Source organism: Kribbella alba (genome assembly GCF_039529635.1).
Classification (GTDB): domain Bacteria; phylum Actinomycetota; class Actinomycetes; order Propionibacteriales; family Kribbellaceae; genus Kribbella; species Kribbella alba.
The window spans coordinates 89497-111763 of the sequence record NZ_BAAANE010000010.1; the positions used below are offsets into that span (position 1 = coordinate 89497).

Consider the following 22267-nt stretch of genomic DNA (forward strand, 5'->3'; position numbering starts at 1 on the left):
CCGTGCACTACTGCTGAAGCCCACTAGCCCAGCTCCCCCGGACGGGGATCGCGGGCGCACCGGAAGCCGGCGAAGATCTGCCGCCGGATCGGGTAGTCCCAGTTCCGGAAGGTGCCGCGGGCGACCACTTCATCGGTACCGAACGAACCGCCGCGCAGCACCTTGTAGTCGCTGCCGAAGAACACCAGCGAGTACTCGTCGTACGGAAAGGCGCGGAACCCCGGGTACGGCGTGAAGTCGCTGCTCGTCCACTCCCAGACATCCCCGATCAGCTGCTCCACCCCCAACGGCGAAGCACCTGCGGGGTACGCCCCGACCGGCGCGGGCCGCAAGTGCCGCTGACCGAGGTTCGCGTGCCGCGGGCCAGGGTTGTCGTCGCCCCAGGGGAAGCGCCGCGTCCGCCCGGTCGCCGGGTCGAACCGCGCGGCGAACTCCCACTCCTCCTCGGTCGGCAGCCGTTTCCCCGCCCACGCCGCATAGGCCTCGGCCTCGTAGAAGCAGACATGCATCACCGGCTCGTCGAGGGGCAGCAGCTCGCGGTGCCCGAATCTCGTGCGCAGCCACTCGCCGTCGACCTGCTCCCAGAACCGCGGCGCGTCCAGCGAAGCCTTCTGCACCTGCGCCCACCCGGCGTCGGACCACCACTTCGGATCCGCATATCCGCCGGCCGTGACGAACTTCAGGTAGTCCCCATTGCTGACCGGAGCCGTGTCGATCACGTACGGCGCGACGCGGACCGCATGAGCGGGTCGTTCGTTGTCGAGCGCCCAGGGCTCGACCGACGTACCCATCTCGAACACTCCACCCGGTACGAGCACCTCGGGCCGGGCCAGCCGTCGCCCGGCCGGTGGCGCGGGAGAATCGAGCACAGGAACTCCGGTGCGCAGCTGGTGGGTGGCGAGCATCGTCTCGTCGTGCTGCTGCTCGTGCTGCACGATCATGCCGAAGGCGAACGCGTTGTCGACGAGCTCGCGACCACCGTCGAACTTCACGTGATCCAGCACGTCGAGCACCTTGTCCCGCACCTCCACCACGTAGGCGCGAGTCTCGGTCGGACCCAGCAGCGGCAGCGAAGGACGATCCGCCCGCGCGTGCATGAACGCGTCGTACAGCTCGTCGATGTCTTGCCGGACCGGCTCGCGGCCGCCGACGTCGCGGACCAGCCAGAGCTCTTCCTGGTTGCCGATGTGCGCGTAGTCCCAGACCAGCGGTGACATCAGTTTCGAGTGCTGGCGGACGAGGTCGTCTGTGTCGACCGCGTCGGTCAGCTGCACGGTCCGGGACCGCGAGCGATCCAGCTGCTCGGCGACGAATGCGCGCAGGCCCTCGGCGGTCAGCTCGGACAGTTGGTGGGTCATGATGCTCGCCTTCTGTGGGTGTCGTCGACGATGCAGTGCAGTCGGGTTGCGACTTGGTCGAGCAGTTCGTGATCGACGCCGGTGCGGTCCAGGACGGTGGTACCCAGGTCGACCACGTCACGTGCGGCCTGCAGCACCAACTTGTCGTCGAGGCCCTCGCGGGCCGCCGGGAACCATCGACCCGCGGCCGGCTCGGCCGCGGCTAGTGCCTGGTCGATCACGGCCGGATCGGACATCAGCGCGGTCAGTAGCAGTGTCGGCGCGATCCACCCGTCGCCCTGCTGGGCGTCGAGGTAGCGCACCTCGAGATATCCCCGCGGCCGAATCGGCGGGAAGAGGGTGGACAGGTGGTAGTCCAGATCCTCGTACGACGGTCTGTCGTCGGGCAGGGCGCCATCCGCCCACGCACCGAAGGTGAGACCTGCGGGCGCGTCCCAGTTGTGACCGCGGCGGAAGCACAGCACAGGTGCCTCCATCGCCGTCCGGGCCCACGCGGCAGCGGGATCGCCATCCAGCGGAGGTGGTTCCGTGAAGGGCGCGCAGGTGCCGAAGGTGGCCTCGGTCCGGGCGGAGGCCCAGCCGGTGTCCGAGCCTTCCCTGCGGCGGGAGTTCGCGAACAGCGCGACCAGCGCCGGACCGAGATCGTGGAGAGCGCGCCAGCGGGTCGTCGTCTGATCGGCTTCACCGGCATCCAAGCAGATCTGCAGACCAGCGGTGCTGCACATCATCCGGGGGCCGTGCGGGCCGAGCTGCTGGAAGGCGCGTTCCATCGCGGCGTACCGGGGAACGGTGAGGATGCGGCGGGGCGGGCGGAAGGCGTCGAGGCCGTGATCACCCGGAACCAGACCGGCAGCGTGCAAGAGAGCGGTGAGTTGGGCCGCGTCGGCGGCGGTGTCCTCGATCAACCTCGGGACAGAGGCGGAGGCGGGACCTGAGATCTCCACCTGGCCACCCGGCTCGACAGTGACCAGTGCACCCCGGCCAAGTGGCAGCTGCGGGCTGCCTGGCACCAGGGTGGTAGGCGCGTGGGCGCCCAGGGCCTTGCTGAGTTGTTCGGCGTCGAGAGATCGGTGCGGATCATCCGCGTGATGCACCGTCCACTCCAGCTCGATGCCCTGCAGCCGGGGAGGACCATGCTTGAAGCACACCATCGCGACGTAACCCTCCGCCTCCACACGGGAGCCGATCGGAGTCGTCGCCGGGAAACCACCAGGCTCCGTCACGTCATCGAACCTAACCGCGTCCGGGGACCGGGACAACCGACAACGGGTTACTCATGGATGACATGCCAGCCGGATCGGCGGCCCCGCACCACTCGTTCTGGATCATGCCCGACATAGTGCCGGGCGCCACCGACAATATTCCGCGGCCGGATCAGCCAGGGTCTTGCTCACAGGGTTGACCGGGAGGAACGTGGACGGGCGGGGGGCTTGCCGCGACGTGGGGGCAACCACATGGCGAATCTGCGCACCGGCCTGCGCTGGACGGTACTGACGGCTGCGACCTCTCTCCTGGCCGTCGGCGGATGCGGCATGACCGTCGGAGAGGGGATTGGGCCTACGGATGATCCCAGCCCGAGCGTGGTTGCTCCGGCACTGCCCAGCACAATGCCTCCCTCGACCGGTACGACGCGTCGGGGGCCGCAGCCGGTCGAGGTCACCTACCTCGTGCAGATCAACGAGGACCAATCCACCGGGCAGTTCCGCTACAACGTGGTCACCGACGGCGCCACGAAGATGCGCGTCAAGGAATCGCTGTACGCCGAGCCGGGCGTCGTCGGGGAGGAGGCCGTCTACACGTGGGACGGCACCCGGATGCTGGTGTTCTCAGAGCAGAACGCTCCGCCGTACACCGTCTACGAGGCTCCCCGCGAACACCCGAACGAGTTCACGGCGATCACCAGCTGGCAGACGAACCTGTGGTCCGCGGCGCGGGCTCCGGGGTGCACCCACCTCAAGACCACGCAGCCCATGCTCGGCCGGCTCGCGGCGGGATACCGGTGCGTGACTGCAAGCCCGGATCCAGCAGCGCCCGCGCCGGGCGACCTCTGGGTCGACCAGGCAACCGGGATCCTGCTGAAGGCGCCGGACCTGGTAGCCGAGAAGCTGGTGTTGAACCCGAAGACCGATGCGAAGACCTTCTCGACCATGCCGCCGGCCGGCGCCGAGGTGACCGTCATCGCGGCCAAGAAGGCCTCCCCAGCCCAGGCCCCCGACTTCACGTTGCAGCTGGTGAAGGGCAGCCGGATCGGGCTGCATGATCTGGCTGGCAAACCCTTCGTTCTGGCGTTCTTCTCGTCGGACCTGGCCTTCGACGAGAAGGGTGAGGTATGCCCGGGATGCCGTGAAGCGCTACTCGCGCTGCAGACCCTGACCGGCAACGGCACCAAGCCGAGGGTGCTCGGAGTGCAGATAGGTGACCTGGGTAAGCCCGGATATCCCCTGGTCGTGCCCGGGGTCACGCTCACCCTCGCCCATGAAGAGACGCCGGTGGTTCAGAACAGCTTCGGGTTGACCGAAATGGTGGCCTTCGTCTTCGTCCGCTCCGATGGCAAGATCGCCGCGGCCTACGACCGTGTCCCGACCAAGCAGCAGATGACGCAGAGCCTCGCGGCGCTCAATTGACGCGTCGGGCTGTTCACTGTGAGCCACCAGGTCAGCTGATGCGGGGGCACCCGCCGCAGGGCTTCACGTTGGGAAGGGCGTAGACGAAGCAGCACGACGTACGCACCTGTTGGTCGAGCCGGATCCCGAAAGCTGCGGCTGCTTCGGCGGCGTACGGCGGCTCGTCGGGCAGGCGGAGCGCCGCGCGAAGTTCGTCCTCGACCGCGCCGAGCCGTTGCAGCGAGCTCAGCTTCACGCCAGGTCGGTAGCTGTCCGTGAACGCACGCGTGTGCGTCTCGAGCTGGGCCGCCGCGTGGTCCAGCCCAATCACCTTGTCGGAGAGCAGCGCCACTTCGGCGGGGTAGTGCGCCATCGGGTGACGCCTGAACGCCAGCGCCTCGGGCGACACCTCAGGCGAAACCCCCGTCAGCGCGGTGGAGACACCAGCCACGATCGACGGCACCTGGACGTACCACATGAGCACGAACATCGCGGCCACCTGCACCGGCGGCTCGATCTCGTACTCGCGCGCGTAGTCGTCCTGCAGCGCCTTGCGCCACCCGTACGTCGGGTCGCCCCCGGCCTGCTGATCCGCCAGCAGCTCAGCGCAGGTGATCCACTCGGGCCCAGGGGGCGCAGACGCAGTACGGACGGACAGCCAAGGCACCTCGCCGTCCAGGATGTCCGCGAGACGGCTCGCGGTGTACGTCATGCCGACAGCGTACGGTCGGGCACCACCACCGGAGCTCCCCCGACCTCGACCACGATCGCCCGCAGGCCGAACACCTCCGCCAGCAGTTCCTCGCTCAGCACCTCCACGGGGCGCCCCTGCGCCGCGATCTGCCCGTCACCCATCACCACCAGGTGGTCGGCGTACTGCGCTGCCAACGTCAGGTCGTGCAGCACGGTCACCACAGTCCGGCCGGAGGTGTGCGCGGCCGCGTGTACGACGTTCATCACGTCCACCGCGTGAGCCAGATCCAGGTATGTCGTGGGCTCGTCGAGCAGCAGGTGCTGGGTGCCCTGCGCAAGCACCATCGCGATCCACACTCGTTGCCGCTGGCCACCGGACAACTGGTCCACCGGGCGGTCGCGTAGCTCAGCGAGCTCGACTGCAGCCAGCGCGTCGTCGATAGCCTGCTCGTCCTCCGAGGTGAGTCGCGCGAACAGCCCGCGATGCGGGTGCCGGCCACGGGACACCAACTCCGCGGCGGTGATGCCTTCTGGGGTGACCGGCCCTTGCGGGAGAACGCCCAACTGCCGGGCGAGGTCGCGCGCCGGCAGTTTGTGGATGTCCTTTCCGTCCAGCAGGACCCGGCCTGTCCGAGGACTGAGGAGCCTGCTCATTCCTCTCAGGAGGGTCGACTTGCCGGAGCCGTTCGGCCCCAGGATCGCCGTCAACTGCCCGGTCGGCACGTCGAGGTCGAGCCTCGACACGACAGGTTTGTCGGTGCCGTACCCGAGGGTGAGGTTATCGACGAGCACGGTCAACGCCCCTTCTGCTGACGACCGATGAGCTGAAGCAGGTACGGCGCTCCTGCCGCGGCGGTGACCACCCCGACGGGCAACTCGTACGGGCCGACCCGCAGCACCTGCAGGCCGTTCCGCGCCACGAGATCAGCCAACGTCACGAACAGCGCGCCGAGCATCGCGGTCGTCAGCAGCGGCGGCCGGTCCACCCGCGCGAGTCGCTGCGCGATCTGTGGAGCCACGAGCGCGACAAACGCGATCGGCCCGGCTCCGGCGGTTGCCATCGCCGCCAGGACGGTCGCCACGATGAGGAGAAGGAGTCGCGCGCGGGAGACCCGCACCCCGAGCGAGGCGGCGACGTCATCGCCGAGCACCAGCGCGGACAGGTCCCGGTTGAACATCATTGCCACTGGCAACAGAATCAGCACCGCCAGGCCGACCGGTATCGCATCTGACCAGGTCCGCGCGTTGAGCGAACCGGCCAGCCAGGCAGCCGCCCGGCCTGCGTCCGTGACATCGCCGACCACCAGCAGCCAGGCCACCAACGAGTTCGCCGCGGCGGCAACACCGACGCCGATCAGGACCACTCGGCTGGCATCGACGACACCGCGCTGGATCGAGAGTAGTCCGACGGTCAACGTGGCGAGGAGTCCGCCGAGCACAGCGGCCAGCGGCAACCCGACTTTGGCGGCTGCCCCGGAGAGATTCCCGCCGCCGCTGCCCGCGAGCACGATCACCGTGACCGCTGCTGCCGATGCGCCGGAGTTCACCCCGACGATGTCCGGGCTGGCCAGCGGATTGCGCGACAAGGTCTGCAACAGCGCGCCGGAGACCGCGAACGCGATCCCCACCAGCAATCCCGTCGCGACTCTTGGCAGTCGCAGTTCGAGCACGATCAACTGGGTGCCGCTGTCACCAGCGCCTAGCAACGTGCGCAATACCTCGTCGAGCGGCAACTTCGTCGTACCGAGGCTCAACGAGAACAACGCGACAACCACAGCCGCTACGGCGAAGGTTGCCGCGAGCACCATCGTCCGTGGTTTGGCCACGGCTGGTTTGCTGACTGCTTCCTCGACGGCCGTCACAACGCGACCGCCCGGCGCCGTACGACGAGCACGAACAGCGGCGCCCCGACGATCCCCAGTACTACGCCCGCCTGGACCTCGCCGGCTCCTCCGACGAGCCGCCCGACCAGGTCCGCCAGGATCAGTGCGGCAGCTCCGGTCAACCCGGCGGCCGGAATCAGCCAGCTGTTGCGGGCACCGAAGATCCTGCGCGCGACGTGGCCCGCCAACAGCCCTAGGAACCCGATCGGCCCACAGGCGGCGACACCCGCGGCGGTGAGCAGCCCGATCGCCAGTAGCCCGACGAGCCGCGCCCGGCGTACGGACAATCCAAGCCCAGCGGCCACATCGTCGCCCAGGGCAAGCAAGTCGAGGTCACGCGCATTGATGATGGCGAGGACCAGCCCGACGATGGCGAACGGCAACACCTGGCTCGCGACATCGAGCCCCCGGCCGGCCACGGAACCCACCGCCCAGAAGCGGTACCCGTCCAAGGTGTCAGCGTCGAGCAGCACGATCGCCGACGTCACCGCCCCCAACATCGCGGCTACCGCGGCACCCGTCAAGGCCAACCCGACCGGGGTCGCCCCGCTCCCCCGCGAGGCCAACCGCTGCACCCCGAAGGTCGCCGCCAACGCGCCCGCCAACGCACACCACACGGCCGACCCGACCGACTCCACCACCCCGACCTGCAGCCCGAGCACCACCGCCACAGCAGCGCCGGCACTGACCCCGAAGATCCCCGGCTCGGCCAGGGCGTTGCGCGTATGTCCCTGCATCAGCGCTCCGGCGACACCTAGGCATGCCCCGATCAACAACGCCACCACGGCCCTGGGCAATCGCAGACTCCGCACAATCACATCCGCATCAGTCCCCGCGGGCTCGACCAACGCCCGCACCACCGCCCCCGGCCCCACCCACCGAGTCCCGAAGACCAAACTCGCCCCGAATGCCACCCCCACCACCAACACCAGCCCCACCAACGCCACAGGCCTGGACACACCCCGGACAGGCCTCATGCCAGAGGATCTTAGGTGACCCTTACCCAACCGCCCCAGCCCACCTCCGCCAGATCCGCCGAACACCAGCCCCGACAGCCACCCGACCAACGGGAACCACCCCGGCTCAGACCCGGCGCGGGGACCACGCCGGCCCCGTCCGAGCGGGGCGCAGTCCGCCTCCGATCCAGGCACAGTAGTTAGGGGACCCTTACCTTGGTGGAGTAGGGTGCGGGGACTTGTTGTCGATCGGCTGGGGAGATCTTGTGAGCGTCCGCCGCTTTGGTGCTCTGTTCGTCGTTGCTGCTCTGGCGTTGTCGGGTTGTGGGGGTGGGTCCGAGAAGGAGAACTCGTCGGCAGGAGCCGGGTCGACCGATGGATTCCCGCGGACCGTGGAGCACGCGATGGGCAAGACGGAGGTGAGGACGAAGCCGAAGAGGGTGGTTGCGCTCGACACCAGCTTCGTGGATGCCACCTTCGTGCTGGATACGCCGGTCGTCGGGTACACGGACTACCGCACGATCAACGGGAAGTTGCCGGACTACCTGGGCGACGAGCGGACGCAGTACGGGGCTGAGGCAGCGAGCGTCGGGACGTTGGCCGAGCCGAATCTCGAGAAGATCGCGGCGCTCAAGCCGGACCTGATCATCTCGGCGAAGGTACGGCACGAGAAGTTGTACGAGCAGCTGAGCAAGATCGCGCCGACGGTGATGTCAGAGACGACCGGGCCGACCTGGAAGGACAACATCCGGCTCGAGGCGAAGGCGCTCGGCGAGGAAGCCCTGGCCGAGAAGGAAATCACGTCGTACGAGGCGGCAGCCAAGGCTGTCGGTGCGGCGATCAACGCGAAGGCCGACAACCCGACGGTCTCGGTGGTGCGGTTCGTGGACGGGCCGACCCGGCTCTACCAGAACGCGAGCTTCTCCGGGATCGTGCTCAAGGACGCCGGGCTGAAGCGGCCGAAGTCGCAGGACGTCGACGGGTTCGCGGCTGAGATCAGCGCCGAGCGGATCAAGGACGCGGATGCTGACGCGATCTTCGTGGCGACGTACGCGGACGACAAGGGCCTGAGCGCGAAGACCGCCGATCAGTTCAAGGCGAACCCGCTGTGGAAGCCGCTCGCCCCGAAGGTGCACGAGGTCCCGGACCTCACCTGGATGACCGCGGTCGGCCTGCAGGGCGCCTGGGCGATCCTCACCGACCTCGCCAACACCTTCACCGTCCCCGCGCCGACCAAGAGCTGACCGGACGCCCGGCGTCGGCGGCGCGAGTTGGGGTCGTGGGGCTGGGTAGGGTCAGGTTATGAGCGGGCTGGAGAGGTGGCACGTCGGGCCGTGGACTACGCGGGGGTCGTTGCCGGGTGAGCCGCTCGAACCGGGGCGGAAGCGGACGCCGGACGAGTTGAACTTCGACGTCGTCGGGTTGGCCCGGATCCTCGGCCGGCGCTTGTCCGGGCGCGAGGAACTCCAGGTCAGGCTCTGGCAGAACGAACTGCGCCCCACCCACACCAGGCTGTGCGGCGTCCACACGCTCGCCGACCCCGAAAACTCCCGCAAGCTCGAGGAGACCGCCCGCGAGACGTTCGCCTGGTTGTCCACCCGGGCACCCGCGGGCTACGAGTTCATCCTCACCGACGCCGTACACCTGCAACCGCTCACGGACCTCAGCGCCGAGGTCGTCACGGTCGACGCCGTCATCGCGATCGCCGCCGAACGTGGCGACGCCCTCCCCGCCGACCGCTTGGCCGCTTCGCACGTACGACGTAACTCGGCCGGCGACTGGTTCGCCGGAGATGCAGTCTGCAACTGGTCCGGCCCCTACCCCACCTCCGACGAGGCAGCCGACGCGGTCAGAGCCGCCCGGGTAGAACTGACGAACCAGCTAAGCCAAGCGGGTCACGAAGACCTGGCAGCCACCGCCAATAGCTGGCCCGACGTCCAGGTGGAACCGCCCCCCACACGTCCATAACCCCGTGCCGCCAGCGCGACGGCCAGCGGGGCGGCCGTCTGCAGCGACTCGGCGTCCGTGCCCCGAAGTCCTACAGCGTCCAGCTCGCCACGAAGTAGCCCACTCCGTACGGCGCCGCGTGGTACAGCAGGTCTCCCGTCAGCTCGGCGGAGGCTGCCGCGCCGGCTAGGACCTGCCAGGGGGCTCGACCGGGGGCCTGGAGTTCCAGCGCGAGTTCAGGGTCCAGCGCAGCAAGGGTTGTCGCGTCAGCCAGGTCGAGCGCGGCCGCCACCGTACTGTCGAAGATCTCCGCGCGCGGATGCAGGTGGACCGGCGAATGCTCGCTGCGCCGGGCGGACCCGTCCCCCATCACCAGCAGCGCCACCCGATCATTGCTAGCGGCAACTTCCTGGCCGAGTTCGAGGCAGGCCGCGACGGTTTCATCGGCGGCCACGGTGAGCGACGTCCGGGGCAGTACTGCGGCCTTGCTCTGCGACACGAGCCAGCTCCCCATCAGCAGGGACAACGGCAACACGGGTTCGCCCGAGCCAACTCGCACACCGGGCGCGCCGTACGGGCCGAAGCTGCCGCCCGCCGCCGCGTCGTACCGGCTGCCGGTGACGGGTCCAGAGCCGACGATCACCAACCGGTCCGCGTCAGCGAGCTGATCGATCGCGCTGAGGCAGGCGGCCCTCAGGTCGTCCAACTCAGCCGCAGCGCCTCCGGCGACAGCAGGAACCAGAAGCGGCGGATGCGGGCAGACCGCAGCGCTGACGATAGGCACCTCCCCACCGTAGACGAGCCCGCCAGAGGGCTCGGACGCAGCGGCAGGAGTCAGGAGGCGCGGAGGTAGCGGAGGAAGAGGTAGCCGTCGTCGGCGCTGAGTACGGAGGTCAACGTAAGCCGCCGGGTGACCGTCTCGAACGCCCCGGCGGTGATCCGCCCGGCACCGGGCCCGGTGAGCAGCGGCGCGATCGACAGGCACATCTCGTCCACCAGATCGGCCTCGGTCAGCGCGCCCAACAGATGCGGGCCGCCTTCGCACAGGATCTGCGGCAATCCGCGCTCCGCCAGCGTTCCCACCACTGCGGCAAGATCGACCTCCGCCGCACCACACACCAGTACGTCGGCCACTTCGGCGAGCGCCGCCCGACGATCAGGCGGAGAGGCGGCGTGGGTGATCACCAGCGGCCTGACCGGCGAGTGGAACACCTGGTTGATCGGGTCGAGGTCGAGCCGCGACGACACGATCGCGAGCGTCGGGTTCTCCGCCAGCCCGTTGGCCTGGCGCCACTTCCTGCGCTCGGCCCCCAGCCGCAGCGGGTTGTAGCCCTCGATCCGGATCGTTCCGGCGCCGACCAGGACCACGTCGCTGAGCATCCGCAACTTGCCGAACAGCTCGCTGTCGGCCGGGCCGGCCAGAGACTTCGACTGGCCGTCGATCTCGACCGCGCCGTCGATGCTGGACACGAAGTTGCTGCGCAGATGCGGCACCGACCGATCCTCGACCTGGTAGGCCCCGATCACCTCTTCGGCGGACAGCTCTTCCAGTCGACGCATCAAGCCAGGCTCCTTCTGGTTCCGGCGGGCTGGGCCGAGCCCCGCAGTACTGCGATCAGGTCGAGCGCCTGGCGGGCGGCCGACACGTCGTGAACCCTGAAGACCCGGGCACCGAGCCAGGCCGAGATGCTCAGAGCGGCCAACGTACCGGAACCCCGCTGCCCCGGTGGGAGATCGAGCGTCTCCCCGATGAAGTCCTTGTTGGAGACCGCGACGAGCACGGGCCAGCCGGTCGCGGCCAGCTCGTCCAGCCGCCGGGTCAGCTCGAGCGACTGCAGGGTGTTCTTGCCGAAGTCGTGGGTCGGGTCGATGACGATCGCGTCGCGGCTGACCCCCGCGGCGACCGCGCCCTCCGCCAGCCTGGTGGTCGTCCGGATCACATCAGCCACGACGTCGTCGTACGCCATCCGGTGTGGATCCGTCCGCGGCGTGAGGCCGCCGACGTGGCTGCAGACCAGCCCGGCACCGACCTCGGCCGCGGCTGCCGCCATCTCAGGGTCCGAGCCGGCCCAGGTGTCGTTGATGAGGTTCGCGCCGGCCGCTCCGACCCGCCGGGCGACGCCGCTGCGGTAGGTGTCGACGCTGATCACCAGGTCGGGATGCCGCGTGCGGATCCCCGCGACGAAGTCCACCGTGCGGCGGAGCTCCTCCTCCTCGCTGACCGGTTCGCCGTAGCCGGCCTTGACCCCGCCGATATCGACCAGGTCGGCGCCATCGGCGACCGCCTTGTCGATCGCCTCGTACGCCGCCTCGGTGGCGTACGTGGCGCCGCGGTCGAAGAACGAGTCGGGGGTCCGGTTCACGATCGCCATCAGCGCGAACTCGCCGGGGGCGAAGGAGCGGTGGCCCAGCCGCAGTACACCGGGAACCGCCTGGTCGTCAGCCACGCCCCCGACTCTATCCGGCGGCTCAGGGCCGGACTTCGGCCATTGATCGGATGAATTAAGCCCAGCCGGTGCGGATGTGCCACATATCCTATAGGATCCGTCCGACAGATCGGATCACAGGACGGGTATCCATGCCGCGCTTCACCGAGTTCGAGACCTACGACGTCCGCTTCCCCACGTCGCTGCACCTGGACGGATCCGACGCGATGAACGCCGACCCGGACTACTCCGCGGCGTACCTGATCCTGCGCACCGACGCCGGCGACGGACTGGAAGGGCACGGGTTCGCCTTCACCATCGGGCGCGGCAACGACGTCCAGACCGGCGCGATCGAGGCGCTCCGCGACCACGTGCTCGGACTCGACCTGGACGCCACGCTGGCCGACCTCGGCGGCTTCTGGAAGTCGCTGGTGCACGACTCCCAACTCCGCTGGCTCGGCCCCGAGAAGGGCGTCATGCACATGGCGATCGGGGCGGTCGTGAACGCCGTCTGGGACCTCGCCGCGAAACGCGCCGGCGTGCCGCTGTGGAAACTCCTCTCCGACCTCACCCCCGAACAGCTCGTCGACCTGGTCGACTTCCGGTACCTCACCGACGCGCTCACCCGCGAGGAGGCGCTGGAGATCCTGTACGCCGCTGTGCCGGGCCGGGGTGAGCGGGAGAAGTTGCTGCGCGAGCGGGGCTACCCGGCGTACACGACGACGCCCGGCTGGCTCGGGTACGACGACGCCAAGCTGGTGCGGCTGTGCCAGGAGGCGGTGGCCGAGGGGTTCAGCCAGATCAAGCTCAAGGTCGGCGCGAACCTCGACGACGACATCCGCCGGATGCGGCTGGCCCGCGAGGCGGTCGGCCCGGACATCCGGATCGCGATCGACGCCAACCAGCGCTGGGACGTGGCAGACGCGATCACCTGGATCGAGGCGCTCAAGCCGTACGACGTGTGGTGGGTCGAGGAGCCGACCAGCCCCGACGACATCCTCGGCCATGCTGCGATCGCTCGCGCCATCGCGCCGGTCCGGGTGGCGACCGGCGAGCACGCGCAGAACCGGGTCGTCTTCAAGCAGTTGCTGCAGGCGAAGTCGCTGTCGTTCGTGCAGATCGACTCGGCCCGCGTCGCCGGGGTCAACGAGAACATCGCGATCCTGCTGCTGGCCGCGAAGTTCGGCGTACCGGTGTGTCCGCACGCCGGCGGGGTCGGGCTGTGCGAGCTGGTCCAGCACCTGTCGATGTTCGACCTGGTCGCGGTCAGCGGCAGCACCGAGAACCGGGTGATCGAGTACGTCGACCACCTGCACGAACACTTCCTGGACCCGGTGGTGATCCGCGACGGGCACTACGTCGCACCGACGCTGCCGGGGTTCGGGTCCGAGATGGACGCCAAGACGCTGTGCGACTACCGGTACCCGAGTGGCAAGATCTGGGCGGACCTGACGAAGACCGAGCTGAAAGAGGAGAGTGGCAAGTGACGGATTTCGCCGGCCTGCGGGCCGTGGTGACCGGAGGCGCCTCGGGCATCGGGCTCGCTGCCGCCTCGTTGCTGGCAGCGCGCGGCGCCCAGGTCGTCATCTTCGACCTGAAGCCGGACGTGCCGGCCCCGCTGACCGGGATCGCCGCGGACGTCAGCGACGACAACTCCGTCCGCGACGCCGTCGCCGCGGCCGCCCTGCAACTAGGTGGCATCGACATCCTGGTGAACAACGCCGGCATCGGCGCGCAGGGAACGGTCGCGGGCAACGATGACGAGGAGTGGCACCGCGTACTCGACGTCAACGTGGTCGGCATCGCGCGCGTCACCCGAGCGACACTCCCCTACCTGCGTCGCTCGTCAGCGGCCGCGATCGTCAACACGTGCTCGATCGCCGCGACGGCGGGTCTGCCGAACCGGGCGCTCTACAGCGCGAGCAAGGGCGCAGTGCTGGCGTTGACCATGGCGATGGCTGCTGATCACGTGCGCGAAGGGATCCGGGTGAACTGCGTCAACCCGGGGACGGCCGATACGCCGTGGGTCGGGCGGCTGCTGGATGTCGCCTCGGACCCCTCGGCGGAGCGGGCTGCTCTCGAGGCTCGGCAGCCGATGGGGCGGTTGGTCAGTGCAGAGGAGGTCGCAGCGGCGATCGCCTATCTGGCGAGCCCGCTGTCTGGTTCGACCACCGGTACTGCGCTGGCGGTCGACGGCGGCATGCAGAACCTGCGGCTTCCGGCGGTTGCGACGGCTCCTTCGGGCTCGGGGGATGAGTCATGAAGCTCTTTCCAGAGGATTCTCGGATCGGTCTCGGCGGGGCTCCGCTGGCCGGTCTGTTCACGCCCGTCGCCGACGAGGAGGCGACCGCGACCGTCCAGGCCGCTTGGGATGAAGGCTGGCGCTACTTCGACACGGCTCCGCACTACGGACTCGGTCTCGCCGAGCAGCGCCTGGGTGCGGGGCTCGCGGGCAAACCGCGCTCGGAGTACGTGTTGTCCAGCAAGGTCGGGCGGATCATCTACGAGGCCGACACCGACGCCGCAGACGACGAGGGCTTCGCGGTGGTCTCGAAGCGCCGCCGCCGCTGGGACTTCAGCCGCGACGGCGTCCTCCAGAGCATCGAGGACTCACTCCGACGGATCGGTACCGACCGCCTCGACGTGGTCTTCGTCCACGACCCCGACGACCACTTCGACGAGGCGGTCGCGACGGCCTTCCCGACCCTGATCGAACTGCGCGACCAGGGCGTGATCGGCGCGATCGGCTCCGGTATGAACCAGACCGCGATGCTCACCCGGTTCGTCCGCGAGGTCGACCTCGACGTCATCATGCTGGCCGGCCGATACACCCTCCTCGACCCGGACGGCCTGGACGATGTGATGCCGGCCTGCGTCGAGAACGACGTACAGGTAGTTGCCGTAGGCGTCTTCAACTCAGGCCTCCTCTCGCAACCCCGCCCCGCGGCCGACGCGACCTTCAACTACGCCCCCGCACCCGCTGCACTCGTTGACAAGGCCAACAAACTCGCCGACGTCTGCGAATCCCACGGAGTCACGCTCCCCGCCGTGGCCCTCAACTTCCCCCTCCACCACCCAGCGGTCGCCGGAATAGCCGTGGGCTGCCGAACCGCCGACGAGGTCCACACCAACGCTGCCCTTTCCCGCACCAAGATCCCCGACGCCCTCTGGTCCGACCTCAAGTCCGCGGGTCTACTGCGCAAGGACGCCCCCACGCCCACCTAGTACTGCGGACCCCTACGTGCTCCTCCTTCGCCGAGTGAATCGCCCTGGCCTTTGCGGAAGCCCGACCCCTGCGGATGGCAAGCTCTTGGTCGTGAATGATGCTGATGCCAAGAAGACCCTGCACGGTTATCTGCGGTCGGCGCGCGGGGCGCTGGTTTGGAAGCTCGACGGGCTTGGCGAGTACGACATCCGCCGCCCGCTGACTCCGACCGGGACCAATCTCCTCGGCCTGATCAAGCACCTGGCGATCGTGGAGGCCGGGTACTTCGGCGACACCTTCGGGCGCCCCTTCCCCGAACACCTGCCGTGGTGGGACGACGACGCGGACCCCAACGCCGACTCGTTCGCCACCGAGGACGAGACGCGCGCCGAGATCGTCGACTGCTACCAGCGCGTGTGGGCGCACGCGGACGCGACGATCGACGCTCTCGACCTCGACGCGCCCGGCCGGGTGCCCTGGTGGACAAGCGGCGAAGTCACGCTGCACCAGATCCTGGTCCACGTAGTCGCGGAGACGAACCGACACGCGGGCCACGCAGACATCCTTCGCGAGCAGCTGGACGGCGCAGTGGGGATGAACGCCAAGAACTCGAACATGCCGGAGCGCGACGCGCAGTGGTGGGAGACCTACCGCGCCCGCGTCGAACTGGCGGCAAAGGCGGCCGAGCCCGACAAGCCCTGACCCGTTGCGGCCGTGCGGCTTCTCGGCCGACGCCAAAACTGGTTACGTAGCTCGTCCGTCGTGACGCTTGGTCCAGACCACGGGGTGCGGCGCCAATCCATCCGGTGCGCTGGCACTAGTTCCAGCGACGAACCTGCCTTGGTCACTGATAGCCATGGCTTGCGCCTGTCCGGTGCTGAGGCCAGGAAGCCACTCGAATTCGCCGCGGTGCCAGATGAACGCGAGCCGGGCGTTCCACCCGACTACTCGGCCCTCCCCGCCGATACCTTCCACCTGGACAAACCTCGAGCCTCGGTCCGGTCGGTCGATGCCTTGTGCGCGAAAAACCATCGGGCCTTCGTCGGGACTGATCGTCGTCAGGTCGTCTGGCGACCAGATGAAGCATTCCGGGTTGGCGCAGATCACGGCCTGGCCCCGGCTGCTAATGGCGATGGATTGGCCGGTCAGGTCTGTCAGCTGGTGGATTCGGCCGTCCTCCCACATCACCGGGACCGTGTTCATGGTGTCCACCGTCGCGTCTCCGACGATCCTGCCGCGGTCGTTCACGTCGAACGCGTGGGAGGACTGATCGACACCCGGCACCAGCGTGCCGAGGTCAATTATCTCGCCCGCCCACCACACGAACGCATGCACACGCCCCTTCGCGGTCATGCCGCTGCCTACTACCCAGCCACGATCGTTGATCGCGGTGGCGCACACGAGCGTCCCGCCCAGACTGCCCGGGCCGCCCAGGTCGACCATCTGGCCGTCCCTCCAGATAAAGGCGTGCCGGGCACCCCCAGCCGTCTCACTCGTTCCCACCACGACCCCGTGCCGGTTCACATCGCACGCCACGCTGTTCGACCCGCCGAGGGTCCCCAAGTCAGTGATCCGGCCATCGCGCCACAACACTGCATGACGGGCGCCGTCGGCGGTCTCGCTCTTACCGACCACCGCGCCATCGTCGTTGACCCCCAACGCCCAGCCATGACGGCCGCCCGGCAACAACTCAAGGTCAGTCAGCTGCCAGCTGTCCTGGCCGGTACCTCGGTCGCCTGGTGGACCAACCCCATCCATACTTTCGAGCGTAGCCAGCCGTGCCACGTACGCCCGGAATCGCCCGCTCGGATTCGTTCGGACTAGTGGCGGAAGAGACGGATGCCGGTCCATGTGAGGGCGATGTCGAGCTCCTTGCAGGCTTCAGCGATCTCGGCGCTTCGAATCGAGCCGCCCGGCTCTGCGATGAAGCGGACCCCGTGACGCCCGGCGTGATCGACGTTGTCCCGGAACGGCAATGCTCCATCGGACACCATCGCCACATCCGTCATCCGGGCCAGCCACGCTTGCCGGTCCGCAGTACTGAGCCAGTCTGCTTCGAGATAGTCGAGTTGATGCGCGATCCGCTCGGACAATCTCGGCTGGGTCGATCCAGCCAGTACGCCGGGATGACGGCGGAGCCACCACGTATCCGCCTTCTGGCCTGCCAACCGGGTGCAATCCACGCGAGACTGTTGTCCCGCGCCGATGCCGATGGTCATTCCGTCCTTGAGATAGGCGACCGAGTTGGACTGGGTGTACCGCAGGACGATCAACCCCAGCAGCAGGTCGTCGACCGCGGCCGCCGTCAACTCTCCGACCACCGGCTCGGCCAGCCACGATCGCGTCAGCGGCTCGTCGTCAGCGCGCTGCGTGAGGCGTAGTCCGAAGATCTCCCGGACCTCCTCGGCCGGCGGGGCGAACGCGTGGTCGGCTTCGAGGACCAGGAATGTCCCGCGTTTCTTCGCCGCAAGTGTTTCTACGACACCTTCTTCGTAGCCGGGAGCAACGATTCCGTCGCAGGTGAGGCGTTTGAGGAGGTCGGCCAGCTCGGCATCGACAGGATGAGAGATCGCGACGAAATCACCGAACGACGACTTGGGATCCGCGTCGCGGGCGCGCACGTAGGCACTCGTCACCGGGCTGACCGCGCTGAGACCGTAGGTGTTGCGCATAGCGGCATCGACCGAACCGGCCAGGGCAGCGCCGGCCGGAGAGACGTGTTTGAACGATGCTGCCGCCGGTGCGTCGAAGGCCGCGCTCGCCTCACGTACAAGCTGCCATGCCCCGACGGCGTCCAGGACGTTGATGTAGGAGGGCTCGCCGTTGACGACACGGAACGGCGAACTCCCGTCCCGAACGGATGTGATCGCGGCAGGTTGGTGCGGGTTGGTGCCGTAGCGCAGACGCATCGATGCCTCCGGAGCAGGTTGCTGCTGACCGAAGGCGCCCAGGCGGACGACGCCCAACTCGTACTGCGAACCGCTCCCCGGTGGTGCTCCACCTTCGCCAGTCGCGATCACCCGCAGCCTAACTCCCTTGAGTTTGCTGAGGCCGACGGGCGCTCTCTGTGTCCACAGGTCTACGGTTGCTGTGGACAACTTGGCGGGTTTTGGTGCATCACGGGATCCCTTATTTATAACGGGTTCTCGGCACAGAAACTGTCGGCGGGCACCTCTAGAGTTGTCGGTATGGATCTCGTGGAGATGCGGCCGGTGTGGTCGATGAGTGGCAGCGAACAGCTGACCGCCCTCGACGCAGTGCGCGACGAGATCACCCGGCTGGAAACCTACCGGCTCCAACTCCTGGCCGGCTTCGACGCCGGCGGCCACGCCAAACAGCTCGGCGCCCGCGACACCGCCGAACTCGTGTCGCTTCGGCACCGCCTCAACAAAGCCGACGTCCGCCGCGACCTCAAACTCGCCGCCGCGCTGCCCAAGTACGAACTCGTCACCGCCGCCCTACCCACGCCCACCGACGACCTAGACGACGATCAGAACGACACCGGCAGCAACACCGACGGTGAAAATGGCGGGGACAGTGACAGTGCCGCGCTGGAAGGCGACGGCGCCGAGGGGGACGCCGGTGCGGAGGCGCCGGTGCTGCTGCACCTGGCCCAGGCGAGGGCGATCGTGTCCGCGCTGGAAAAGGTCCCGACCACGGTGCCGGTGGAGGATGTGGTCGCGGCCGAGGAGCAGATGGTGCGGGCCGCGCGGCACCTGCCACCCGGCGACCTGCGCGACCTCGGCCGACAAATCCTGGAGTTGCTCGACACCGACGGACCCGAACCGGCCGAGGACAAGGCCTACGCCCGCGAGGCGTTCTGGATGAAGAACGCCGACCACGGCCTGAAATTCGGCGGGTTCCTCGCCAACGAAAACGCAGAGTTGCTCAACACCCTCATCGACGCCAACGCCAAACCCCACAAGACCATCGACGGCGAACAAGACCCCCGCTCCCGCGACAAGCGGCAAGCCGACGCGTTGACCACGGTGCTGAACGCCGCCGCCGGTGCCGGCACCACCGGCCACGGCGCCATCAAACCCCACATCACCGTCACCATCGACCTCACCGACCTCCAAAACGCCGTCGCCGCCACCATCACCGGCAACGGCCGGAATGGCGGGAACGCCGAAGGCGGCGGGAACGACGGGCTCGGCGGGCTCGATGGGAACGGCGGGTTCGAGGGGTTTGAGGAGCTCGCCGGGCTCGGCGGGGTCGGTGGGCTCGAGGGGTTTGAGGAGCTCGCCGGGCTCGGCGGGGTCGGTGGGTTCGATGGGCTCGGCGCCCTCGACCACACCAACCCGGGATTCGGCCGGTTCGTCTACGGCGGCAACCTGTCCGCCGCCGCCGTCCGCCGCCTCGCCTGCGACGCCGGCGTCGTCCCCATCATCCTCGGCACCGACTCCGAACCCCTGGATGTCGGGAAGGAGGAACGGTTCGTCAACCGCGCGATGCGCCGGGCACTCAACTATCGTGACAAGGGCTGCGTCGTGTGCGGAGCACCACCCATCCAATGCGACGCCCACCACCTGATCCACTGGATCGACGGCGGACCCACCGCGATGTGGAATCTGGTCCTGCTCTGCCGAGCCCACCATATCCAGATCCACCACGGCCACTGGACCATCACCATCACCCGCGGCCGCGTCACCGTCACCCGACCCACCTGGGCCGAACCCGGCCGCCTCCCACGCCTCAACCGCCGACGACCACCCGCCACACCAGACACACGCCCCGCACCCGGTTCACCCGGCGCACATACACCTGGCGCGCCCGGTTCACCCGGTTCACCCGGTTCACCCGGTTCACCCGGTTCACCCGGTTCACCCGGGGCAGCCGGTTCTCCCGGCGCGGCAGGCGACGAGCAGCCACCCGGCGACGAGGGGCCACCCGGCCGCGCCCCGGCCTGGCCAAACACCAGCGACATCCCCTGGATCACCCCCGAGGAAACCGCACGCCTCAACCCCTGGGGCGACGAACCACTCCACGCCACAACCGCGCGCGCCCCAAGCAGCACAGCGACCGACACCATCTGGAAATCACCCTGGGACGACGACCACGACACCGGATCCCCCGGCCCGTAAAACACCCCTGGCCCGGCCCCTCACCACCCACGCCACCGCCGGCCCGTCACCGCCAACCCGAGGACCCCACATACCCCGGGGACACCGCCCTGCAATCCCAGCCCGCGCGGTGAACAGATAGGCCTCTGACTACGCCGCCAGCCGTGCCGTACGGGATCACTCAAGCGGTGCGCCGCCAACCCGTCCTTGACTGGCTTCCTTCGTTCAGGTGACACCATCCGAAAGCTTGCGTCACCCACGGCATCAGAAGTCGACGGGCATCACGACACAGCGCAGGATCAGACGCTGACCTCGGCGAACTGCTGTCGGAGGCGCGAGGCCCGAGAACGAGCTAGAGGGGGTCGATTTCTGAGAGTTCGTCGTGGTCGAGTTGGATCCAGCGGGTGATCCCGATTTCTCGGAGGAACGGGAGGTCGTGGCTGGCGACCAGCAGGGCGCCGTTGTACGAGGCAAGGGCTTCCTGGAGCTGGGCGACGCTGGAGAGGTCGAGGTTGTTTGTCGGCTCGTCCAGCATCAGCAGCTGTGGCGGTGGTTCCGCCAGCAGAAGAGCTGCGAGGGTTGCGCGGAAGCGTTCGCCGCCGGAGAGGGTGCTGACGGGCTGGTCTGCTGCTCGGCCCCTGAATAGGAAGCGTGCGAGGCGAGCGCGGCGTTCCTGGTTCTCTGCGCTTGGGGCGAGCAGGGCCAGATTCTCCACTACAGACAGGTCGTCCTGCAGCAGATCGAGCCGTTGCGGCAAGAGCCGGTACGGAACCAGCGGCTCGGCGCCATCAGTCCTCTCACCAGCTCTACCCAGCCCACCATGTCCACCCAACCCACCCTGTCCACGCGGCTCAGCCACTCCACCAACTGGCCCGCCTCCAGCGGTCTGGCCGGCGATGGCGTGGAGCAAAGTGCTTTTGCCGGCGCCGTTCGGGCCGACCAGGGCGATGCGCTCGGGGCCGCGGATCTCCAGATCGGCGTGCAGGCCGGTTCGGAGTACGTGGTCCTCGAGCTTCAGCACAATGCGGCCGGGGGGAACCGTTGTTTTCGGGAGGTCTACGCGAATGCGCTCGTCGTCGTGGACCTTCTCCTCCGCCTCGGTCAACGCCTCGTGGGCGGCGTCCAGCCTGTCGCTGTGCATGCCAATGTGCTTGCCCGCTGACACCTGGGCGGAGCGTTTCAACCCGCCCGCGATGATTTTCGGGATCCCGCCCTGCTCGAACGCGCGTTGGCCCGCGGCGCGCCGACGGTCCACCTTCATGCGCGCTTCCATCAGTTCGCGCTTCTGCTTGCGCAGGTCGGACTCGGCGCTGCGGACCATCCGCTCCGCCGCCTCCTGCTCGACCGCGACCGCCTCCTCGTACGCCGTGAGGTTGCCGCCGTACCAGGTGACGTCGCCCTTGCGCAGGTCGCCGATCTGGTCGACCCGATCGAGGAGTTCGCGGTCGTGGCTCACGATCAGCAGAGCCCCCCGGAACGTGTCGACCGCGTCGTACAGGTGCTGGCGGGCGCGCAGGTCGAGGTTGTTCGTCGGCTCGTCCAGCAGCAGGACGTCCGGGCGTTTGAGGAGTTCGGCGGCCAGGCCGAGCAGGATCGTCTCGCCGCCGGACAGTTCACCGACGCTGCGGTCCAGGCCGATCGAGCCGAGGCCCAGCTTGCCGAGAGTCGCCTCGGCCCGCTCCTCCACGTCCCAGCCGTCGCCGACGATCGCGAAGTTCTGCTCCGACGCGTCGCCCTGCTCGATGGCGTCGATGGCCTGCCGGATCGCCGCGATGCCGAGGGCCTGGTCGACGGTCAGGGTGGTGTCGAGGGTCAGGTCCTGCGGGAGGTAGCCGAGTTCGCCACTGACGCGGATCGAGCCGCGTTGCGGGTTCAGGCGGCCGGCGATCAGCCGGAGCAGGGTGGACTTGCCGGCGCCGTTGCGGCCGACCAGTCCCGAGCGGACCGGGCCGGCGACGAAGGTGAGGCCGTCGAACAGCACCTCGCCGTCGGGCCAGGCGAAAAAGAGGTCGGTACAGGTCAGTGAATAGCTCATCAGGGTGGCACTCCGAGGTCTCGAACGAGATCACGCACCAGATCGGTGGCGATCAACCGCTGCAGAAACAGACCTCAGTTCGACAACCCGCACCCCTG

Annotated in this window: 20 protein-coding genes and 1 riboswitch; of the genes, 8 read left to right on the forward strand and 12 right to left on the reverse strand. The window is 68.5% G+C overall.

Annotation, left to right across the window (positions count from 1 at the left end):
- Window positions 1-23: 23 nt before the first annotated feature.
- Together egtB and ABD210_RS27590 are read right to left on the reverse strand one after the other, a co-directional pair.
- Window positions 24-1358: an ergothioneine biosynthesis protein EgtB gene (egtB, locus tag ABD210_RS27585; RefSeq protein WP_344115259.1), complete on the reverse strand. Its 1335-nt coding sequence runs from the start codon at window positions 1356-1358 to the stop codon at window positions 24-26.
- Entirely contained in the window at window positions 1355-2581 is a 1227-nt protein-coding gene (locus ABD210_RS27590; protein ID WP_344115261.1) for a glutamate-cysteine ligase family protein, read from the reverse strand. Before ABD210_RS27590 ends, egtB begins: the two co-directional genes overlap by 4 nt.
- Window positions 2582-2812: 231 nt before the next feature.
- On the opposite strand from ABD210_RS27590, the gene ABD210_RS27595 reads away from it, so the two are divergent.
- Entirely contained in the window at window positions 2813-3982 is a 1170-nt protein-coding gene (locus ABD210_RS27595) for a peroxiredoxin family protein (RefSeq protein WP_344115263.1), read from the forward strand.
- A 31-nt stretch (window positions 3983-4013) separates the two neighbouring features.
- Here ABD210_RS27595 and ABD210_RS27600 read toward each other — a convergent pair whose 3' ends face one another.
- From ABD210_RS27600 to ABD210_RS27615, 4 genes are read right to left on the reverse strand one after another with little or no spacing between them, the layout of a single operon-like run.
- Window positions 4014-4673, reverse strand: a complete 660-nt coding sequence (locus ABD210_RS27600) for a (2Fe-2S)-binding protein (protein ID WP_344115265.1) — start codon at window positions 4671-4673, stop codon at window positions 4014-4016.
- Window positions 4670-5446 carry an ABC transporter ATP-binding protein gene (locus tag ABD210_RS27605; RefSeq protein ID WP_344115267.1) on the reverse strand — a complete coding sequence of 259 codons (777 nt, stop codon included), beginning with the start codon at window positions 5444-5446 and terminating at the stop codon, window positions 4670-4672. Before ABD210_RS27605 ends, ABD210_RS27600 begins: the two co-directional genes overlap by 4 nt.
- A gap of 2 nt (window positions 5447-5448) precedes the next feature.
- The gene (locus tag ABD210_RS27610; RefSeq protein WP_344115269.1) at window positions 5449-6480 is read right to left on the reverse strand and encodes a FecCD family ABC transporter permease; all 1032 of its coding nucleotides are present in this window, start codon (window positions 6478-6480) and stop codon (window positions 5449-5451) included.
- Window positions 6481-6512: 32 nt separating this feature from the next.
- Complete coding sequence (locus tag ABD210_RS27615; protein ID WP_344115271.1) at window positions 6513-7514, reverse strand: FecCD family ABC transporter permease; 1002 nt, start codon at window positions 7512-7514, stop codon at window positions 6513-6515.
- A 245-nt stretch (window positions 7515-7759) separates the two neighbouring features.
- On the opposite strand from ABD210_RS27615, the gene ABD210_RS27620 reads away from it, so the two are divergent.
- Window positions 7760-8737 carry an ABC transporter substrate-binding protein gene (locus ABD210_RS27620; protein ID WP_344115273.1) on the forward strand — a complete coding sequence of 326 codons (978 nt, stop codon included), beginning with the start codon at window positions 7760-7762 and terminating at the stop codon, window positions 8735-8737.
- A 58-nt stretch (window positions 8738-8795) separates the two neighbouring features.
- Window positions 8796-9461 carry a hypothetical protein gene (locus ABD210_RS27625; RefSeq protein WP_344115275.1) on the forward strand — a complete coding sequence of 222 codons (666 nt, stop codon included), beginning with the start codon at window positions 8796-8798 and terminating at the stop codon, window positions 9459-9461.
- A 70-nt stretch (window positions 9462-9531) separates the two neighbouring features.
- Here ABD210_RS27625 and ABD210_RS27630 read toward each other — a convergent pair whose 3' ends face one another.
- The 3 genes from ABD210_RS27630 to folP are packed head-to-tail and all read right to left on the reverse strand — an operon-like array spanning window position 9532 to window position 11812.
- A complete protein-coding gene (locus tag ABD210_RS27630; protein WP_344115277.1) occupies window positions 9532-10224 on the reverse strand; it encodes a class III extradiol ring-cleavage dioxygenase family protein in 693 nt (230 codons plus the stop codon).
- A gap of 50 nt (window positions 10225-10274) precedes the next feature.
- On the reverse strand, window positions 10275-11000 hold the full coding sequence (locus tag ABD210_RS27635; protein ID WP_344115279.1) for a pyrimidine reductase family protein: 726 nt from the start codon (window positions 10998-11000) through the stop codon (window positions 10275-10277).
- Window positions 11000-11812 carry a dihydropteroate synthase gene (folP, locus tag ABD210_RS27640; protein ID WP_425552755.1) on the reverse strand — a complete coding sequence of 271 codons (813 nt, stop codon included), beginning with the start codon at window positions 11810-11812 and terminating at the stop codon, window positions 11000-11002. The genes ABD210_RS27635 and folP overlap by 1 nt, the downstream gene beginning before the upstream one ends.
- A 206-nt stretch (window positions 11813-12018) precedes the next feature.
- Between folP and ABD210_RS27645 the strand changes: the two genes are divergently transcribed.
- The 4 genes from ABD210_RS27645 to ABD210_RS27660 all read left to right on the forward strand — a co-directional run bounded on the left by ABD210_RS27645 (window position 12019) and on the right by ABD210_RS27660 (window position 15773).
- Window positions 12019-13353 (forward strand): L-fuconate dehydratase, encoded by a 1335-nt coding sequence (locus ABD210_RS27645; protein ID WP_344115283.1) that lies wholly within the window; start codon window positions 12019-12021, stop codon window positions 13351-13353.
- Window positions 13350-14129 (forward strand): SDR family NAD(P)-dependent oxidoreductase, encoded by a 780-nt coding sequence (locus ABD210_RS27650; RefSeq protein ID WP_344115285.1) that lies wholly within the window; start codon window positions 13350-13352, stop codon window positions 14127-14129. The genes ABD210_RS27645 and ABD210_RS27650 overlap by 4 nt, the downstream gene beginning before the upstream one ends.
- The gene (locus tag ABD210_RS27655; RefSeq protein WP_344115287.1) at window positions 14126-15091 is read left to right on the forward strand and encodes an aldo/keto reductase; all 966 of its coding nucleotides are present in this window, start codon (window positions 14126-14128) and stop codon (window positions 15089-15091) included. The genes ABD210_RS27650 and ABD210_RS27655 overlap by 4 nt, the downstream gene beginning before the upstream one ends.
- Before the next feature lie 91 nt (window positions 15092-15182).
- Window positions 15183-15773: a DinB family protein gene (locus ABD210_RS27660; RefSeq protein WP_344115288.1), complete on the forward strand. Its 591-nt coding sequence runs from the start codon at window positions 15183-15185 to the stop codon at window positions 15771-15773.
- Window positions 15774-15815: 42 nt separating this feature from the next.
- Here the strand turns inward: ABD210_RS27660 and ABD210_RS27665 are convergent, their stop codons facing one another.
- Window positions 15816-16829, reverse strand: coding sequence for a hypothetical protein (locus ABD210_RS27665; RefSeq protein ID WP_344115290.1), 1014 nt, complete (start codon window positions 16827-16829; stop codon window positions 15816-15818).
- Between the two features lie 62 nt (window positions 16830-16891).
- Window positions 16892-17980, reverse strand: a complete 1089-nt coding sequence (locus ABD210_RS27670) for a phosphoribosylaminoimidazolecarboxamide formyltransferase (protein WP_344115292.1) — start codon at window positions 17978-17980, stop codon at window positions 16892-16894.
- A 29-nt stretch (window positions 17981-18009) separates the two neighbouring features.
- Window positions 18010-18095: riboswitch (ZMP/ZTP riboswitch) on the reverse strand.
- 164 nt (window positions 18096-18259) lie between these two features.
- On the opposite strand from ABD210_RS27670, the gene ABD210_RS27675 reads away from it, so the two are divergent.
- Window positions 18260-20155 (forward strand): HNH endonuclease signature motif containing protein, encoded by a 1896-nt coding sequence (locus ABD210_RS27675; RefSeq protein WP_344115294.1) that lies wholly within the window; start codon window positions 18260-18262, stop codon window positions 20153-20155.
- Window positions 20156-20486: 331 nt separating this feature from the next.
- Here the strand turns inward: ABD210_RS27675 and ABD210_RS27680 are convergent, their stop codons facing one another.
- Window positions 20487-22169: an ABC-F family ATP-binding cassette domain-containing protein gene (locus tag ABD210_RS27680; protein ID WP_344115296.1), complete on the reverse strand. Its 1683-nt coding sequence runs from the start codon at window positions 22167-22169 to the stop codon at window positions 20487-20489.
- Window positions 22170-22267: the final 98 nt, after the last annotated feature.